A 13,798-nucleotide genomic window follows, 5' to 3' on the forward strand; every position below is an offset into this window, starting at 1 on the left:
GATGGACTGCGGCCTCCAGTCCGCCGGTAACGGCAACGCTGCTGCAGGCTGGGAGGACAAGAGGTCCAATGGGGTTCCGCGCGAACTCGCATCGATCGCAGCGTGGGCGCACAAGGCAGCCGTCGTTGCGATGCTCATGTCCTCCGCGGCGGAGCGGGCATTGCCCGCGGTGAAGGGCTCGTGGCAGCGTGTGGCACGGCGGGAGGCGAGCGGCATGAGCGCCGCAGCGTTCGCGACGCGCGAGCGCCCGCTATCGACCGGTTTCTCTGGCGGGATTCCTGGGCGCGAAGCTCAGGTCGGCCCCGCGCGGCGCGGGCGCCTCAGGTCGCGCATCTTCTCCAGCTCGAAGAACCCGGCGAAGGCGATGCCGAGCAGCGGGTAGGGGAACAGGATCGCCATCGTGAGGAGCACGCCGAGGTGGAAGAGCCAGGCGGCGCCGCAGAAGACGACGGCGATGCGCCGGCTGAACAGGGCGAGCGGCGCGCCGAGCTCCATGGCGAGGCTCGCGAGCGCGAGCGGCGGGAACAGAAACCCGTAGCGGACCAGCGCGCCGCCGAGCGGAGAGTGCGTGTCGCCGAGCGCGATCTTTCGCACGTTGTCGTAAGCGATGTAGTTGCGGAGGATGTCGCTCAACGCCCAGTCGAGGCCGCTGTTCCGGAGCTTGGTGACCCCGGCGATGAAATACGAGGTCACCGTGATCGCGCAGAGCAGCCGGAGCGGCCAGCCATAGCGGCCGTGGGGCGCGGGCGCCGAGGAAGCGGACGGCGGGCCCGCGCGGCGCGCGGCGCGCGCGTCGAGCGAGCACGCGTCGGCGGCTGGCGCGAGGCCGAGCGCGATGACGTGGAGCACGAGCAGGTTCTCGGTGTGGAACACCATGCCCCACGAGTTGCGGTAGCTCAGCACCCAGAGCAGCAGGGCGCCGAAGAGCGGACCGGCGACGCGGAACTTGAAGCCGGCCACGAAGGCGGCGCCGGCCGCGATCGCCGCGCCGATCAGGCCGCGCACCGCCCAGAGCGGGAGCGGCGCGGAGAGCACCGAGACCACGCCGATGGGCCTGAAGCCCTCCGGCGGCAGGTGGCCCACCCGCTGGAGGTGCGCCGCGCGGACGCACAGGTACACGAGCGCGAAGGCGCCGACCAGGAGCCGCACGATCGCGAGCCGCTCGGCGGGCGCCTCGGCGAAGAAGGCGCGGTGGAGGCGATCGAGGAGCCGCCTCATCGCGCGCCCACCTTGCAGGTCGCGTGGAGCTTCGAGTCGAGCGGGGTCTCCTGCCCGTCGAAGAACGCGATCGCGTCGAAGGTGTCGGTCCGGATCTCCACGGAGACGATATCGGCGTGGCCGCTCTGCTCGGCGACGCGCGCCGCGATGCCGCGGCAGAGCGCGCGCGCCGCGCGGGCGCCCTGACGGATGCTCTGCGCCAGCGTGGCCCTGGCCTGCAGGACCTCCTCGCTGCCCACGAGGCGCGGCGGGATCGGCCGCCGCCCGCCGCGGGAGTCCACGCCGACGGCGCGCTCGACCGTCGTGCGGGCGTCGTGGCGGCCCCACGAGAACATCGGGTAGGTCGACAGCGGGAAGCTGTCCACGGGCGGCCGGCGGAACAGCGGGGCGAGCATGAGGAGCAAGAGCCCCGCGGTCAGGGCGTACGCGTACGCCCTGCGGTCGGCCCAGCGAGCGCCCGCGCTCGGGCCCGCGCCGCCGCTGGGGTCCGCGACGCCGCGGGCGACCGCGGCGGGGCCCGTCCTGCCGCCCTCGCCGGCGCTCACAGCGGCCCCGCCACCGGGGCGCTCCGCCCGGGCAAGAGCCCCAGCATCCTGCCGCCGTGGCCGAGCGCGGCCCAGGCGTGCTGCACGTAGTCGATGCGGATCCGCGGCGACGCCATGCTCTCGCTGAAGCCGCCCTCGATGATCTCGTCGCGGCTGCAGGCGAAGCAGGTCGCGGGCGACCACTGCTGCCGCACCAGGAACCCGAGCACCCGCTCCATCAGCGCCCGGTCGCGCGCGAGATCGTCGCCGCGCGCCGCCTTGACCGCCATCGCCGCGGCCAGCGCCTCGCCGAACCCCGCCGTCGCCGTGTTGTGCGGGGGGAGCACGTTGCCGAACCCGTAGCCGCCCACGAGGTCGGGCGCGACCTCGCTGTCCTCGTCGAGCACGAGGCGCGACTTGAACGCCACGTAGTCGAGGCAGAACCGCTCGTAGTCGTCGCGGCGGTGACGGCCGAGCGCCGCGCGCGCCGCGAGGCAGTGCCAGTTCTCTTCCATGTACACGAAATCACTGGCGAAATGGTCCCAGTAGCGGTTCGCGTAGTAGTCCATCGCCCGGTCGACGGCGGCGCGCACCTCGGCGGCGGGCGGGAGCTCGGGCCGCGGGTCGCGGGCGGCGAGGTCCTCGAGCAGCGCCAGCGCGAGCACCGACTGGCCGCCCTCGTAGAGCTGCGTCGGGCCGAGGACGGGCGCGACGCGCGCGAGATCGAGCTGCGGCGCGAAGCCGCCGTCGTCCCGCTGCGTCGCGAGCACCATGCGGGCGAGCCGGCCGATGAGCGCGTCGTGCGCCGCGCGCGCTTCGGGCGTGTCGCGCGTGTCGTGGACGACGTCGCGGCACGAGAGGAACGCGACCAGGCTCAGCGCGGTGGGGTTGAGGTTCGCGATCGTCCCGCGGCTGTCCGGCGGGTAGAAGAGCGCGCCGACAGGGCCGCCCTCGCCGGAACGGCGCTCGAGCTTCGCGAGCAGCGCGAGCGAGCGCTGCACTGTCGTCCTGAGCTCCGGCGGCGCCGGGGCGCCCTCGGCGCCGGCGCCGAGCTCGCAGAGCGCGAGCGTGGTGCCGGCCTGCCGCGCGATCGAGAAGCCGTCGAACGAGGCGCGCCCGGTGAACGGGTCGACGATGTAGCGGAACATGCCGTCCTTCCGCTGCGCGCCGAGGATGTAACGCTGGGCCGCGGCCGCCGCCTGCTGGACGGTCGCGTCGGTGAGCTCCACCCCGGGCTCGCCGATCCGGGACAGGAGGTGGAGCGCGCCCGCGCGGTCGACCGTGTAGCTCAGCGTCTCGATCCGGAGGAGGCCGCTCCTCGGCGCGCCGTCGTCCGCGCCGGCAGGGCCGCCGGGCGGCGCGGGCTCGCCGAGGGCGCGGCGCAGGACCGCGAGGTCCACGCCGAAGCGGAAGTCGGGGACGCCGGCGAGCGGCGCGTTCGTGTTGAACGCGTCGATCGCGATGAGCTGCCAGGGCATGAGGCAGCGCTCGGCGAGGCAGAGGCCGTCGAGCCCGGGGCGCAGCGACAGGCCGACGAGGCCCGGCCCGGGAGAGCCGAGCGGCTGGACGGCCGAGACGACGTCGATCTTGAGGGGGCCGCGCAGCGCGTCGGCGAGCGCGCCGCGCAGCGCGGCCGCGGCGTCCTCGCCGGGCGGGGGCTGGAGGCAGCGGGTGGCGACGCCGGCGCGACCGGGCTCCTTCGCGCGGGCGAGGTGCGTGACGACGAGGGTGGGGCGGCCGGGCGCCGGGGGCGCGGCGCACGCGGCCGGCGCCGTGGTCATGAGCGGCGGCGCCTTGGCCGGCGCCGCGGGGAGCTCCTCGAAGGACGAGAGCGCCTCGCGCAGCGCGGCCCCGGTGCCCGACGGCGCGCCGCCCGGCACGGGCAGGACGTCGGCCTTGGCGGTGCGGTGGCGGAAGAGCAGCGCGATCGCGGCCAGCACGACCAGCGCGGAGAGCGCGGCGAGGGCGGCGCGCGGGGACGAGCGCCGCCGGAGGGGCGCGAGGCCGCCGGTCGAGGCGACGCCCCAGCACGCGAAGGGCAGGGTGAGGAGCGCGACGACCGCCCAGACCGCGAGCAGCGCGGCCGCGATGCCGGCGCCGAGGCTGCGGTTCAGCGAGGCGACGTAGACGGCCGAGGAGAGGAGGCCGTAGCTCAGGAGCGCGAGGTAGCCGAGCGAGACGAGCGACGTGAGCCGGAACGCGCGCGGCGCGAGCGGGTGGGGGAGGAGCGAGAGCACGGCGGTGGCGGCGTGGAGCAGCGCGAGCGCGGCGGTGACCACGGCGAAGAGCGTCCACGGCCGGAAGGGGAGGGAGAGCGCGGCCCAGGCGAAGAGGGGCGCGTGGAGGGCGCCGAGCAGGCCGACGGCCCAGCGGCGGGGCGGCGCGGCCGGCGAGGCGGCGGCGCGGGCGGCGGGCGCGGGAGGGTCCACGGCCTGCGGGGCGCTGGCGTGGAGCGGAGCCGGGGGCGCGGGGGGGTCGGTGTCGGGCGCCTGCATGGTGCGGCGACGCTTATCACGATGACGGTCGAGGACCCCCGGGGTTCGAGGCGATGAGGGCTCCACGCCGGGGGGTACCGGGGGGTCCGTGGCGCCTGGGGGCACCACGGAGCGGTTCGGGCAGCGCGGAGGCGGTTCGGGCAGCGCTGGAGCGGTTCGGGGCAGCGCTGGAGCGGTTCGGGGCAGCGCTGGAGCGGTTCGGGGCAGCGCTGGAGCGGTTCGGGGCAGCGCTGGAGCGGTTCGGGGCAGCGCTGGAGCGGTTCGGGGCAGCGCTGGAGCGGTTCGGGGCAGCGCGGAGGCGGTTCGGGCAGCGCGGAGGCGGTTTGGACCACGTTCTTTCCGCGAGAGCCATCAACGGCTCCTCCGTAGAATCTGTGGGTGCATGGTTCGAGCAAGGGCACAACGACGTGCGAATCAGCCGGGGGGTGCCCAGCCGTCCAGTCCCGCTACGCGGCTGGACGCAGCGTCGGGGGCATCCGCTGGTTGGGCCGTCTACTTCAGCACCTTGGTCGCTGAAGCGGTGGCGGAGCCCGTCCATTCGCAGCGGGAAGCCGGAATTTAACGCAAAGGCGCAAAGGCGCAAAGGCGCAAAAAGGCAAGGGAGAGGGGTGAAGTCATTTCTGCAATCCGTTGACCACGCGATGGATACCCTGCCTCACTCTCACCTCGCCAAAGTTGATGAGGATCGCGAGCTAGAGATTCGAGAGCCGCAGGTGGGCGAGGGCCTGCGCTTCGAATACTCTGTTGTACGCGACCGTGGACTTGCACTCGACGATGACTCGCTCGCCCACGAGCAGATCGAGGCGCAAGTCCGACGCAAGACGCTTGCCCTTGTACACGAGCGGCACCGTCTTCTGGCGCACCACGCCCGGCCCTCGCGACTCAAGTCCGAAGGCAAGCGCCTCTTCGTGGACGGTTTCGAGCAGCCCCGGACTTCCAGGGCTGCGATGCACCTCGATCGCCGCGTCGACAATGATCTCAGCCACCTCGCTCTCGTTCATTCCCCCTCCGTTGTTTTGCGCCTTTGCGCCTTTGCGCCTTTGCGCCTTTGCGTTGAATTCTGGCTGCTCCGCAGAATATGCGCTATGTGTACGGATAGCGTCTCGGTCAGCTGGCGCCGAATCCGGATTTCCGTGCAGCGTGGCCGCATGTCCGCCGTCGTGCGAGACAGGTCGCGCCATGCTCGCTCGCGTCCAGGTCCTCCGCTGCGCTCCGGCACGCTGCGCGGGCGCCTCGGGCGACCTGGACCCGAGCTGCGCGTGGCGCGCTGAGCGAAGCGTGGGCGACGGCGGACGGGTGCTCCGCAGGGGACTCGTGCTCCGGGTGTGGAGACACGAAGGTCACCCCGCAGAACGTCATGTGCTGCCAGGAAGGCGCGGTGAAGATCATCGATTTCGGATCGGGGGAGCGGTCGCCTTCGGGGGGTGATCTGCTTGACCGTCATGCTGACCGCGGTGACGCGCCACCGGGGATGAGCAGCCGCCGCCGGAAGGGCTGCGCGTCCACGGCAAGCGCCGTCGCCGGTCGGAACAGGAGCTGAGGGGGCGGTCGCCGTCGCCGGCAGGAAAAGTCGCCGTCGCCGGCAGGAACAGGAGCTGACGGGGCAATCCAGCCGAGCGAGGGCCGCGGCGGGCGCGGGGAGCTGGCGGGCGCGACCAGGCGGCGCTCCGCAGCTGGACGGCCGCGGGTCATCGCGGCCCTGTTCCGGCTGGCGGGCTCGGCCGCGATGCGCGGCGGCGCTGGGCATCACATCCGGCATGGATGTGCAGCGAGCAAGGACGAGGGCCGGCGCCCGCCGCCCGCTCGCGGCGCTGCTCCTCGCAGCGCCGCTCTTCTGGGCGAGCTGCGGCCGGCTGCCTGCCCGGATGGCCGTCGCGCGCCGGGCGGAGCCGAGCGTCCGCGCCGTCCTGGAGGCGCACGCCGCCGTGCGACCGGCGCCGCCGCGCGCGGGCTCGGTGCCGCTGCTGCTCGTCGCCGACGGCGGCGGCAGCGCGCCTGCGCCCGAGAAACGCCCGCCGGGGGCGAGCGCCGCGCCGGCAGAGGTCGTCGTGTCGACGGCCGTGCCGTTCGCGCCGGGCGCGCTGCGCGACGCGCGGCTCATCCGCCTGCGCGACGGGCGCGGCGCGGCGGTCCCGCTCCGCGCGAAGCCGCTCGCGGTGTGGCCCCAGGGCCGCTCGATCCGCAGCGCGCTCGTCGCCTTCCGAGCCGCGCTCTCGCCGGGCGAGCGCGCGATCTACACCCTGGAGTACGGCGCTCCGGCGCCTCCCTCCCAGGGCACGCCCGCCACCCAGGGCGCGCCCGTCGCCCCCGGCGCCACGCTCGACGAGGCGCTCCTCCCCAACCCCGACGGCCCGATCGCCGCCGTGCTGCCGCCGTCGTGGTACGCGGCGAGCCAGGTGTGCGGGCCGCAGCAGCCCGCCATGGATGACCGCCGGTTCCCCGGGTTCGAGAGCAGCATCGAGCGCGGGCTCGCCCGCATGACGCCCGCGTACGACTCGTACGGCGTGAGCTGCTCGGGCGCGCACCGCACGTACTACGACGGCCCGCACGCGCTCTACCAGCGCTTCCTCCGGAACGGGGACGCCGTCCGATACCGGCGCGCGCGCGCCGAGGCCATCTGGTACCGGCAGAACGAGCTGAGGTTCTCGCCCGACCGCCGGCTCGCGATCCACGTGTGCGAGAAGGAGGACTGGAGCCCGTCGAGGCCGCTCTCGTGGCACACCCTCCGGCGCATGCTCGGCCAGGGGATGCTCGACGACTACCTGCTCACCGGCGACCCGGCGGCGAAGGAGGCGGTCGTCGCGATGGGCGAGGCGCTCCGGCTGAACCTCGCCACGCTCACGGGCGGGAAGGAGGACGCGCTGCGCGCGACCGAGCGCAACATGGCATGGGCCATGATGACCCTGGCGAGCACCTACGCGCTCGACCCCAGGCCGGACGTGCTCGCGGCGCTGCGCGGGCTCGCGGATCGCACCGTGGCGTGGCAGCAGCAGGGCGCGTCGGGCGCGTTCGAGCACGACCTCCACCGCGCCGATCCGTCGGAGTGCGAGCGCGGGCCCCGCGGCGGCTCGCCGTTCATGACCGCGCTGCTCGTCGACGCGCTCATGGAGTACCACGCGCTCACCGGCGATCCGCGCATCCGCCACGTCGTCGCGCGCGCGGCGGGCTGGCTGGAAGAGCGCGCGATCACCTCGGACCGGCGCGCCTTCCGCTACCTCTGGGGCTGCGAGACCGACGCGTACGACGACAGCGGCACCGCCGACCTCAACCTGCTGATCGTGCCCGTGTTCGGCGCCGCCTACGCGCTGACGCGCGATCCGCGGTGGATCGCCGTGGGCGACGCGCTCGCCGACGCCGGCGTGCAGTCGATGTGGATGAAGCAGCCCAAGCACTGGAACCAGGCGATGCGCGGGTTCGGACGCTATCTCGGGTACCGGGCGCAGCTCCCCGGCCCCCCTGCGGCCGCGCAGCGGTCGGCTGGGCGGTGAAGCGCGCCGAAGCGTGCTTGCGCAGGATCAGAGGCGGGGCGCGCCGTCGCCGGCCTGCTTCAGCGCGTAGCCGATGCCGCTCTTGAGCGTCCCCTTCGTCACGACCGCGCCGAGATCGACGCCCAGATCGATGAGCGTCTGCGCCAGCTCGGCGCGGATGCCGGTGATCACCGTCCTCGCCCCGAGCAGGCGCAGCGCCGCCGCCGTGCTCATCAGCGTGCTCGCGACCTCGGAGTCGAGCACCGTCACGCCGGTGACGTCGAGGATGACCACCTGCGCGCGGTTCGCCTGGACGCCGTTCAGCGCCGCCTCGAGCGCCTGCTGCGCCCGGGTGGAGTCGATCGTGCCGATGAGCGGCATCACCATGATGTGATCGGTGATCGGGATGAGCGGCGTGGAGAGCTCCGCCAGCCTGGCGTCCTGCGCCTGGATGATCTCCGCCTGGAGCGCCGCGCGCGCCTCCTCGGCCCGCGCCCGCTCCGCGAGCTCCATCTCCAGGCGCTCGTTCGTCCGGCGGAGCTCCTCGGTCTGGCGGGCGACCTCGGTCTCCAGGCGCTCGTTCGACCTGCGCAGCGCGGACGCCATCTCCGCCTGCCGCGCGTAGAGCAGGGCGTTCTTCACGGCGATCGCCGCCTGGGAGGCGAGGAGCCCGAGCGTCTCGAGCTGCGCCGGGAGCAGCGGCTCCGGCGTCGCGTCGCCCTCGATGTACAGCACCCCGATGAGCTCGCCCTGGCACATCATGGCGAGGCCGAGGATCGACCGCGGCGCCTTCCCCTCGAGGTACCGCGCGCCCGCGAGGCGCGCCTCGCGGCTCGTGTCCCCGAGGAAGACGGACTCCCGCGTCCTCGCGACCTCCTCCACGATCGACACCGCGAGATCGGCGTCCGGGCGGACCGGCGTCGCGAGCCCCAGCCGGACGGCGTCCGGATCCCGCGTGATCGACGCCTCGATCACCAGCCCGGACTCGCGCGAGAGGACGAGGACGCACCGCTGCGCGCTGGCGTGCTCGAGCGTGATCCGCAGCAGCCGGTCGAGCACGCCGTCGAGGACGACCTCGCTCGAGACCGCCTGGGCCGCGCGGATGACCGTCGCCATCTGGGCCTGCGCCTGCGTGAGCCCCGCGAGCGCGCGCTCGAGCTGGGCCGTGCGCTCCGCGACGCGGCGCTCCAGGTCGTGCGTGAGCTGCTGCAGCGCCGACTCCGCGGCGAGGCGCTCCTCCACCTGCGCCGCGAGGCTCTTCGTGAGCTTCCTCAGCTTCGTGTGCACCCGGACGCGCGCGAGCAGCTCCTCGTCCAGGAACGGCTTGGCGAGGTAGTCGACGGCGCCCAGGTTCAGGCCCTTCACGCGGTCCGAGGACAGGTCGGTGCTCGCCGTCATGAAGATGACCGGGATCGCGCTCGTGGCAGGATCGCTCTTCAGCCGGCGGCAGGTCTCGAATCCATCGATCCCTTCCATCTTTACGTCGAGCAGGATGAGATCGGGAGTCCCTTCCTTCGCGAGCCGGATCGCACGCACGCCGTCCACCGCCACCGCGACCTCGAAGCCCGAGCCCGTCAGGGTGTCGGACAGGAGCCCGAGGTTCCTCGGGTTGTCATCCACGATCAGTATCGTTCCGGCTTCACTGGCATCCATCATCCATCCTCCAGGACGCGCGCGCACGCACCTCCACCACAGCCGAGGTCGTCATGGCGTCTCAGGGAGCCTCTGCGCATCGCCGATCACCGTGCGCCGCTGGTCAGCGGCGCGGTGACGGTCCGACGGCGAGCCTCCTCCATGTTGGGCAGCATACCATGAACCCCGCGCGCGCCGCGACGCCGTACGACCGGAACGTCGCAACGGGGCCGGTAGACAGCTCAACACGACCGGGCACCCGATCACTCGTGAGACCACATGTGGGTGATCTGGTGCAGATGTGAGGTGCGCGCGGGGCGATGGCGAGCAACGAGGAAACCTCGATCCGGCGAGCACGCCGTGCCGTGACGGATCGGGCAGGGCGCTGCGCCCCGCGCGCGGCGCCCTGTCGAGCGCGGGGTGCGGCGGCACCGCGGGGCGTCAGCCGGGGTCTCCGATGAAGGGCGTTACCCCGCCGGCCGGAGCCGGAACGCGCCGCACTCGGGGTGCTCGATGCGGCCGGCGAAGAGCGAGCCGTCGAGCGCGAGGTCGCCCTTCATGCTCACCGTGACGTAGTTGGGAGGGCGCTCGATCCAGGCGCCGGGCGAGAACGAGGCGGTCCGCGTCTCGGCGTCGTAGCGGCCGAGCATGAGGTATTTGCCGGAGACGCCGGACTCGGCATGATGGAAGTCGAAGATGGCTTTGATCCTGCCGTCCTTGACCCGGAGAATCCGGAGCGTCATCTGGGTCGTGCCCTGCGGACAGTCGTAATCGCCGATCCAGGTCCGCGTCCGCTCGAACGGGCTGTCGCCGCGGGGCTCGTCAGGCGCCCAGCCGTCGTTCGCCACGGGGGCCGCCGGGGGCGGATCGTGGAGGACGATGTAGACGGTCTCGGCGGCGGCCGGCGGCTCCGGGGCGCGGGGCTCGCCGAAACCGGGCGCAGGGCCGCAGGCAGCCAGCAGGAGGGCCGCGCAAGGGGCGCAGCGAAGGGCAGAGCGCCGTCGGAGAGAGGGGGCGTTCGCGGTACCCATGCGGGGGAGGGTACCACAGGGAGCGCGCGGGCGAGGCGGCGCGGGGGGCGGACGTGGCGCTGGCCGGGCGGGAGTGGCGAGGGCTGGGGGGCGGGGAGGCCGCTCGATCGCGGTGCGCCGCTCGGTGGCGCCGCGCGCGTGCGTCAACTCGATGCCTGCACGCCTGTCGCTGTTCTCAGGATGCCTGGTACCTGTTGAACCGTGTGACGGATCAATGCCAAACGAACATGTATCCCGGATACGCCTCTTCTGTTCGTTCAAGAATGGCACGCTTGCTGATTGGTGGTGAGGTCGACAGGGCGTTCGCCGGACCGCAGGCGCTCGCGCGCGGCCATTCCTCCGGGGTCACTTTACCGAGATGGCAGGATCTCACCGGTCGGTTCTGCCGGTCTGGGCTTGTTCTTCTGCGCCTCCTCCACCGCCTTCCTCGCCCTGTCCGCCCGCACGCGGGCGCGCTCGGCGTCGGCCTCGGCGCGCTGCAGGGCCTTCACCGCTTCTTCATGCCTCCGCTCGGCCTCTCTGCGCTGCTCCTCGCTGTGCTGCCACGCGCTCTCCGCCGCGCGCTGCGCCGCCTCTGCCCTCGCGAGCGCGCTCTTCAGCGTGGCCTGCGCCGGAAGCAGATCGGAGAGCTGCTGCGCGATCTCCCAGTACTCCCCGGTCACCTGCGCGTACCCCGTGCCCGAGACCACCACCAGCGCCAGCGCCGCGATGACCCCGGTGAAGAACCGGCGCCGCCGGCGCTGCTTGTGGTCGGCCAGCCGGAGCACCTCCTCCAGGAAGAGCCGCTCCCGCTCCGGCAGCTCCCCCCGGTAGCGCTTGCGAAAGCCGCGCGCCTCCTCGGCCACCTTGCCGCGCCAGAGCATGTCCGCGGTGCGCTCGCTCGCGTCCCACAGCCTCGCCGCCGCGCGCAGCCGGTCCAGGAACACCGCGTCCTCCTGGCTCTCGTCGAGCCAGCGCTTGAGCGTTGGCCACCGCTCGATCAGCGACTCGTGCATGATCTCCACCGTGCTGCCCGCGCGGTCGCTCCCCGGCTCGATGGCCAGGAGCCGCCCGTCGGCGAGGAGGCCCACCACGCGCTCGATCTCGCCCGGATCCCCGGGCAGCTCGCGGAGCTCGCCCAGGCTGGCCACGGCGCACGTCCGCTCCGGCGTCACCAGGCGCTCCAGGACCGCCCGCGCCAGCTTCGCCTGGCGCCCGCTCATCCCGGCCAGGAGCGTGTCGGCGTGGCTGGCCAGCGCGCCGGCCACGCCGCCGAGCGCCTCGTAGCTCGCCCGGGTGAGCAGCCGGCGCTTGCGATCGCGCATCTCCCACAGCCTCGACGCCGTGAACTGGAGCAGCGGCAGCGCGCCGTGCGTCGTCTCCAGCGCGTCGAGCATGCCTTCGACCATCGCCGGATCCTCGATCTCGTGCCGGGCCGCCTCGATCGGCCTCACCAGCGCCTCCCGGAGCCCCTCGCGCGCCATCGGCTGGAGGAACACGAGGCCGCGGATCATCGCCGCCATGAAGCGCTCGTGCCCGGCCAGCCGCTCGATGAAATCCGAGCGCACCGACACCACGACCCGCAGCGGCGACGACGCGTCGTCGGCGATGCCCTCGAGGCACGCGAGGAACGCCGCGCGCTCGCCGGCCGGGGCGCCGAGCGTGAACAGCTCCTCGAACTGATCGATGACCACGAGCAGGCGCCGCTGCGCCCGGCCCGACCACCCGCGGAGCGCGGCGCCGAGCAGGCCGGGCTCGACGCAAAGCCGCGCGATCCAGTCCGCTCGCGTCGCCGGGCCGCCGTGCGGGACGAGCGCCTGGAGGTCCATGCTCGGGGTCACGGTGGGGTGGCTCAGCAGGTCCGCGAGCGCCGCCATCGGCTCGCGCCCGGGCCGCACGACGAGCGCCTCCCAGCCCTCGCCGGAGCGCTTGAGCGCCGGGATCACCCCGGCCCGCACGAGCGATGACTTCCCCACGCCCGACGAGCCCGCGATCGCGAGCAGCGGCTGGTTGCGGAGGCGCGCGACGACGCCCGCGAGATCCTGCGCGCGGCCGAAGAAGCGGTCGGCGTCGGTCTCCTGGAAGGAGGAGAGGCCGGCGAACGGGCACTCGTCGGCGCCGAGGTGGATCTCCCGGCGTCCGGGCAGGAGGGGCAGGAGCTCGGCCAGGAGCTCCTCGGCGGAGGCGTAGCGCTCGGCTTTGCTCTTCCGCAGGCAGCGATCGATGATCGCGCCGAGCGCGCCGAGCTCGGGGTGGCGCGCGCCGACCTCGGGCATGGGCTCGTCGAGGGCCGGCACGCCGACGAGGTCCATCCTGCTGCACGGCGCGAGCGGGTGCGCGCCGAGCACGAGCTCGTGCAGCATGATGCCCACCGCCCAGATGTCGCTGGACGGGTCGATCTCCCGCCCTCGCCACTGCTCGGGGGACATGTACGGCAGCGTGCCGATCATCCCTCCGTCGCGGGTGATGCGCGTGTCACCCGCGCCAGAGCCCTCCGCCGCGAGCCTCGCCTCGTCGTCGCGCAGCTTGGCGATGCCGAAATCGACCACTTTGATCGCGCCGGACGCCTCCAGCATGATGTTCTCGGGCTTGAGATCGCGGTGGACGATGCCGGACGCGTGCGCTCTCGCGAGCGCGCGTACGACGGGGACGATCATGTCGACCGCCAGGCTGGGCGGGAGCGGCGCCGTCGACACCTCCGCGCCGGCGCCCACGGGCCTGCGCTGCTCCATCCAGCCGCGGAGGCTCTGACCCTCGATGTACTCGAGCACCATGTACGGATATCCGTCGTGCTCGTTGACCTCGTAAATCGTCACGATGTGTTCGTGCTTGCAGCGCGCGGTGGTCTGCGCCTCGACCAGGAAGCGCTGGACCCCGAGGCTGCTCAGCCGGGTGAGGAGCTTGATCGCGACGAGGCGGGCGAGCCGAGTGTCGCGGGCGAGGAACACCACGCCCATTCCGCCCTGGCCGAGCTCGCGCAGGAGCTCGTAGTGGCCGATGCGGGTGCCGGCCGACGGCGCCGGCCTGGCCTGCGACGGGACGAGGGACGGCGGGGCGGCCGTCGCGGTCGTCGAGCGATCCGTCTCCGCGCGAGCGCCCGTGGCCACGCCGCCGGCCTTGACCATCACCCCGCGGGGCAGCGTGGTGCCCGAGGGCGCCGCGGCGGCAGGCGCCGTGTTCGCGTAGGCTGCCTCGTTGCGCCAGTCGCTGCTCAGTGCTGGGCGTCCCTCGAACGTGATCGGCTGCGCAGGAAATCGACGGAGCGGCTCCCCGGTCATTGATGTGGCGGACATCTCCCCTCCTTCTGTGCAAGACGACCACGGATTGACGAACCTTCCCGGCCAGAACATCGACCGCGAGCAGGTATGCGACGTAGTCCGGAGTCTCAGGATGGCGCTCAGGACCCTACTTTCAGGGCTCTCCCGAGGCCGCGGGCGCCTGGCCGACGTGAG

8 protein-coding genes are annotated in these 13,798 nt (G+C 73.3%); 1 reads left to right on the top strand and 7 read right to left on the bottom strand.

The window, feature by feature from the left end:
• Positions 1-291: 291 nt before the first annotated feature.
• The 4 genes from WME96_RS09700 to WME96_RS09715 all read right to left on the bottom strand — a co-directional run bounded on the left by WME96_RS09700 (position 292) and on the right by WME96_RS09715 (position 5,223).
• A complete protein-coding gene (locus WME96_RS09700) occupies positions 292-1,218 on the bottom strand; it encodes an HTTM domain-containing protein (RefSeq protein ID WP_437289861.1) in 927 nt (308 codons plus the stop codon).
• Positions 1,215-1,763, bottom strand: a complete 549-nt coding sequence (locus WME96_RS09705) for a hypothetical protein (RefSeq protein ID WP_437289862.1) — start codon at positions 1,761-1,763, stop codon at positions 1,215-1,217. The genes WME96_RS09700 and WME96_RS09705 overlap by 4 nt, the downstream gene beginning before the upstream one ends.
• Entirely contained in the window at positions 1,760-4,237 is a 2,478-nt protein-coding gene (locus tag WME96_RS09710; RefSeq protein ID WP_437289863.1) for a hypothetical protein, read from the bottom strand. The genes WME96_RS09705 and WME96_RS09710 overlap by 4 nt, the downstream gene beginning before the upstream one ends.
• Before the next feature lie 692 nt (positions 4,238-4,929).
• The gene (locus WME96_RS09715) at positions 4,930-5,223 is read right to left on the bottom strand and encodes a GxxExxY protein (protein ID WP_437289864.1); all 294 of its coding nucleotides are present in this window, start codon (positions 5,221-5,223) and stop codon (positions 4,930-4,932) included.
• Positions 5,224-5,994: 771 nt separating this feature from the next.
• On the opposite strand from WME96_RS09715, the gene WME96_RS09720 reads away from it, so the two are divergent.
• Positions 5,995-7,725, top strand: coding sequence for a hypothetical protein (locus WME96_RS09720; protein ID WP_437289865.1), 1,731 nt, complete (start codon positions 5,995-5,997; stop codon positions 7,723-7,725).
• Between the two features lie 27 nt (positions 7,726-7,752).
• Here the strand turns inward: WME96_RS09720 and WME96_RS09725 are convergent, their stop codons facing one another.
• The 3 genes from WME96_RS09725 to WME96_RS09735 all read right to left on the bottom strand — a co-directional run bounded on the left by WME96_RS09725 (position 7,753) and on the right by WME96_RS09735 (position 13,471).
• Complete coding sequence (locus tag WME96_RS09725) at positions 7,753-9,324, bottom strand: response regulator (protein ID WP_437289866.1); 1,572 nt, start codon at positions 9,322-9,324, stop codon at positions 7,753-7,755.
• 479 nt (positions 9,325-9,803) lie between these two features.
• Positions 9,804-10,367: a hypothetical protein gene (locus tag WME96_RS09730; RefSeq protein ID WP_437289867.1), complete on the bottom strand. Its 564-nt coding sequence runs from the start codon at positions 10,365-10,367 to the stop codon at positions 9,804-9,806.
• Between the two features lie 350 nt (positions 10,368-10,717).
• Entirely contained in the window at positions 10,718-13,471 is a 2,754-nt protein-coding gene (locus WME96_RS09735) for an nSTAND1 domain-containing NTPase (protein WP_437292296.1), read from the bottom strand.
• Positions 13,472-13,798 lie beyond the last annotated feature (327 nt).

Source organism: Sorangium sp. So ce406, from assembly GCF_051474675.1.
Taxonomy (GTDB): Bacteria; Myxococcota_A; Polyangia; order Polyangiales; family Polyangiaceae; genus Sorangium; species Sorangium cellulosum_G.

What these genes read in the sequence shown, in the direction of transcription:
- WME96_RS09700 (WP_437289861.1), bottom strand. Translation starts at nt 1,218, where the DNA reads ATGAGGCGGCTCCTCGATCGCCTCCACCGCGCCTTCTTCGCCGAGGCG.
- WME96_RS09710 (WP_437289863.1), bottom strand. Translation starts at nt 4,237, where the DNA reads ATGCAGGCGCCCGACACCGACCCCCCCGCGCCCCCGGCTCCGCTCCAC.
- WME96_RS09720 (WP_437289865.1), top strand. Translation starts at nt 5,995, where the DNA reads ATGGATGTGCAGCGAGCAAGGACGAGGGCCGGCGCCCGCCGCCCGCTC.
- WME96_RS09730 (WP_437289867.1), bottom strand. Translation starts at nt 10,367, where the DNA reads ATGGGTACCGCGAACGCCCCCTCTCTCCGACGGCGCTCTGCCCTTCGC.
- WME96_RS09735 (WP_437292296.1), bottom strand. Translation starts at nt 13,471, where the DNA reads ATGGTCAAGGCCGGCGGCGTGGCCACGGGCGCTCGCGCGGAGACGGAT.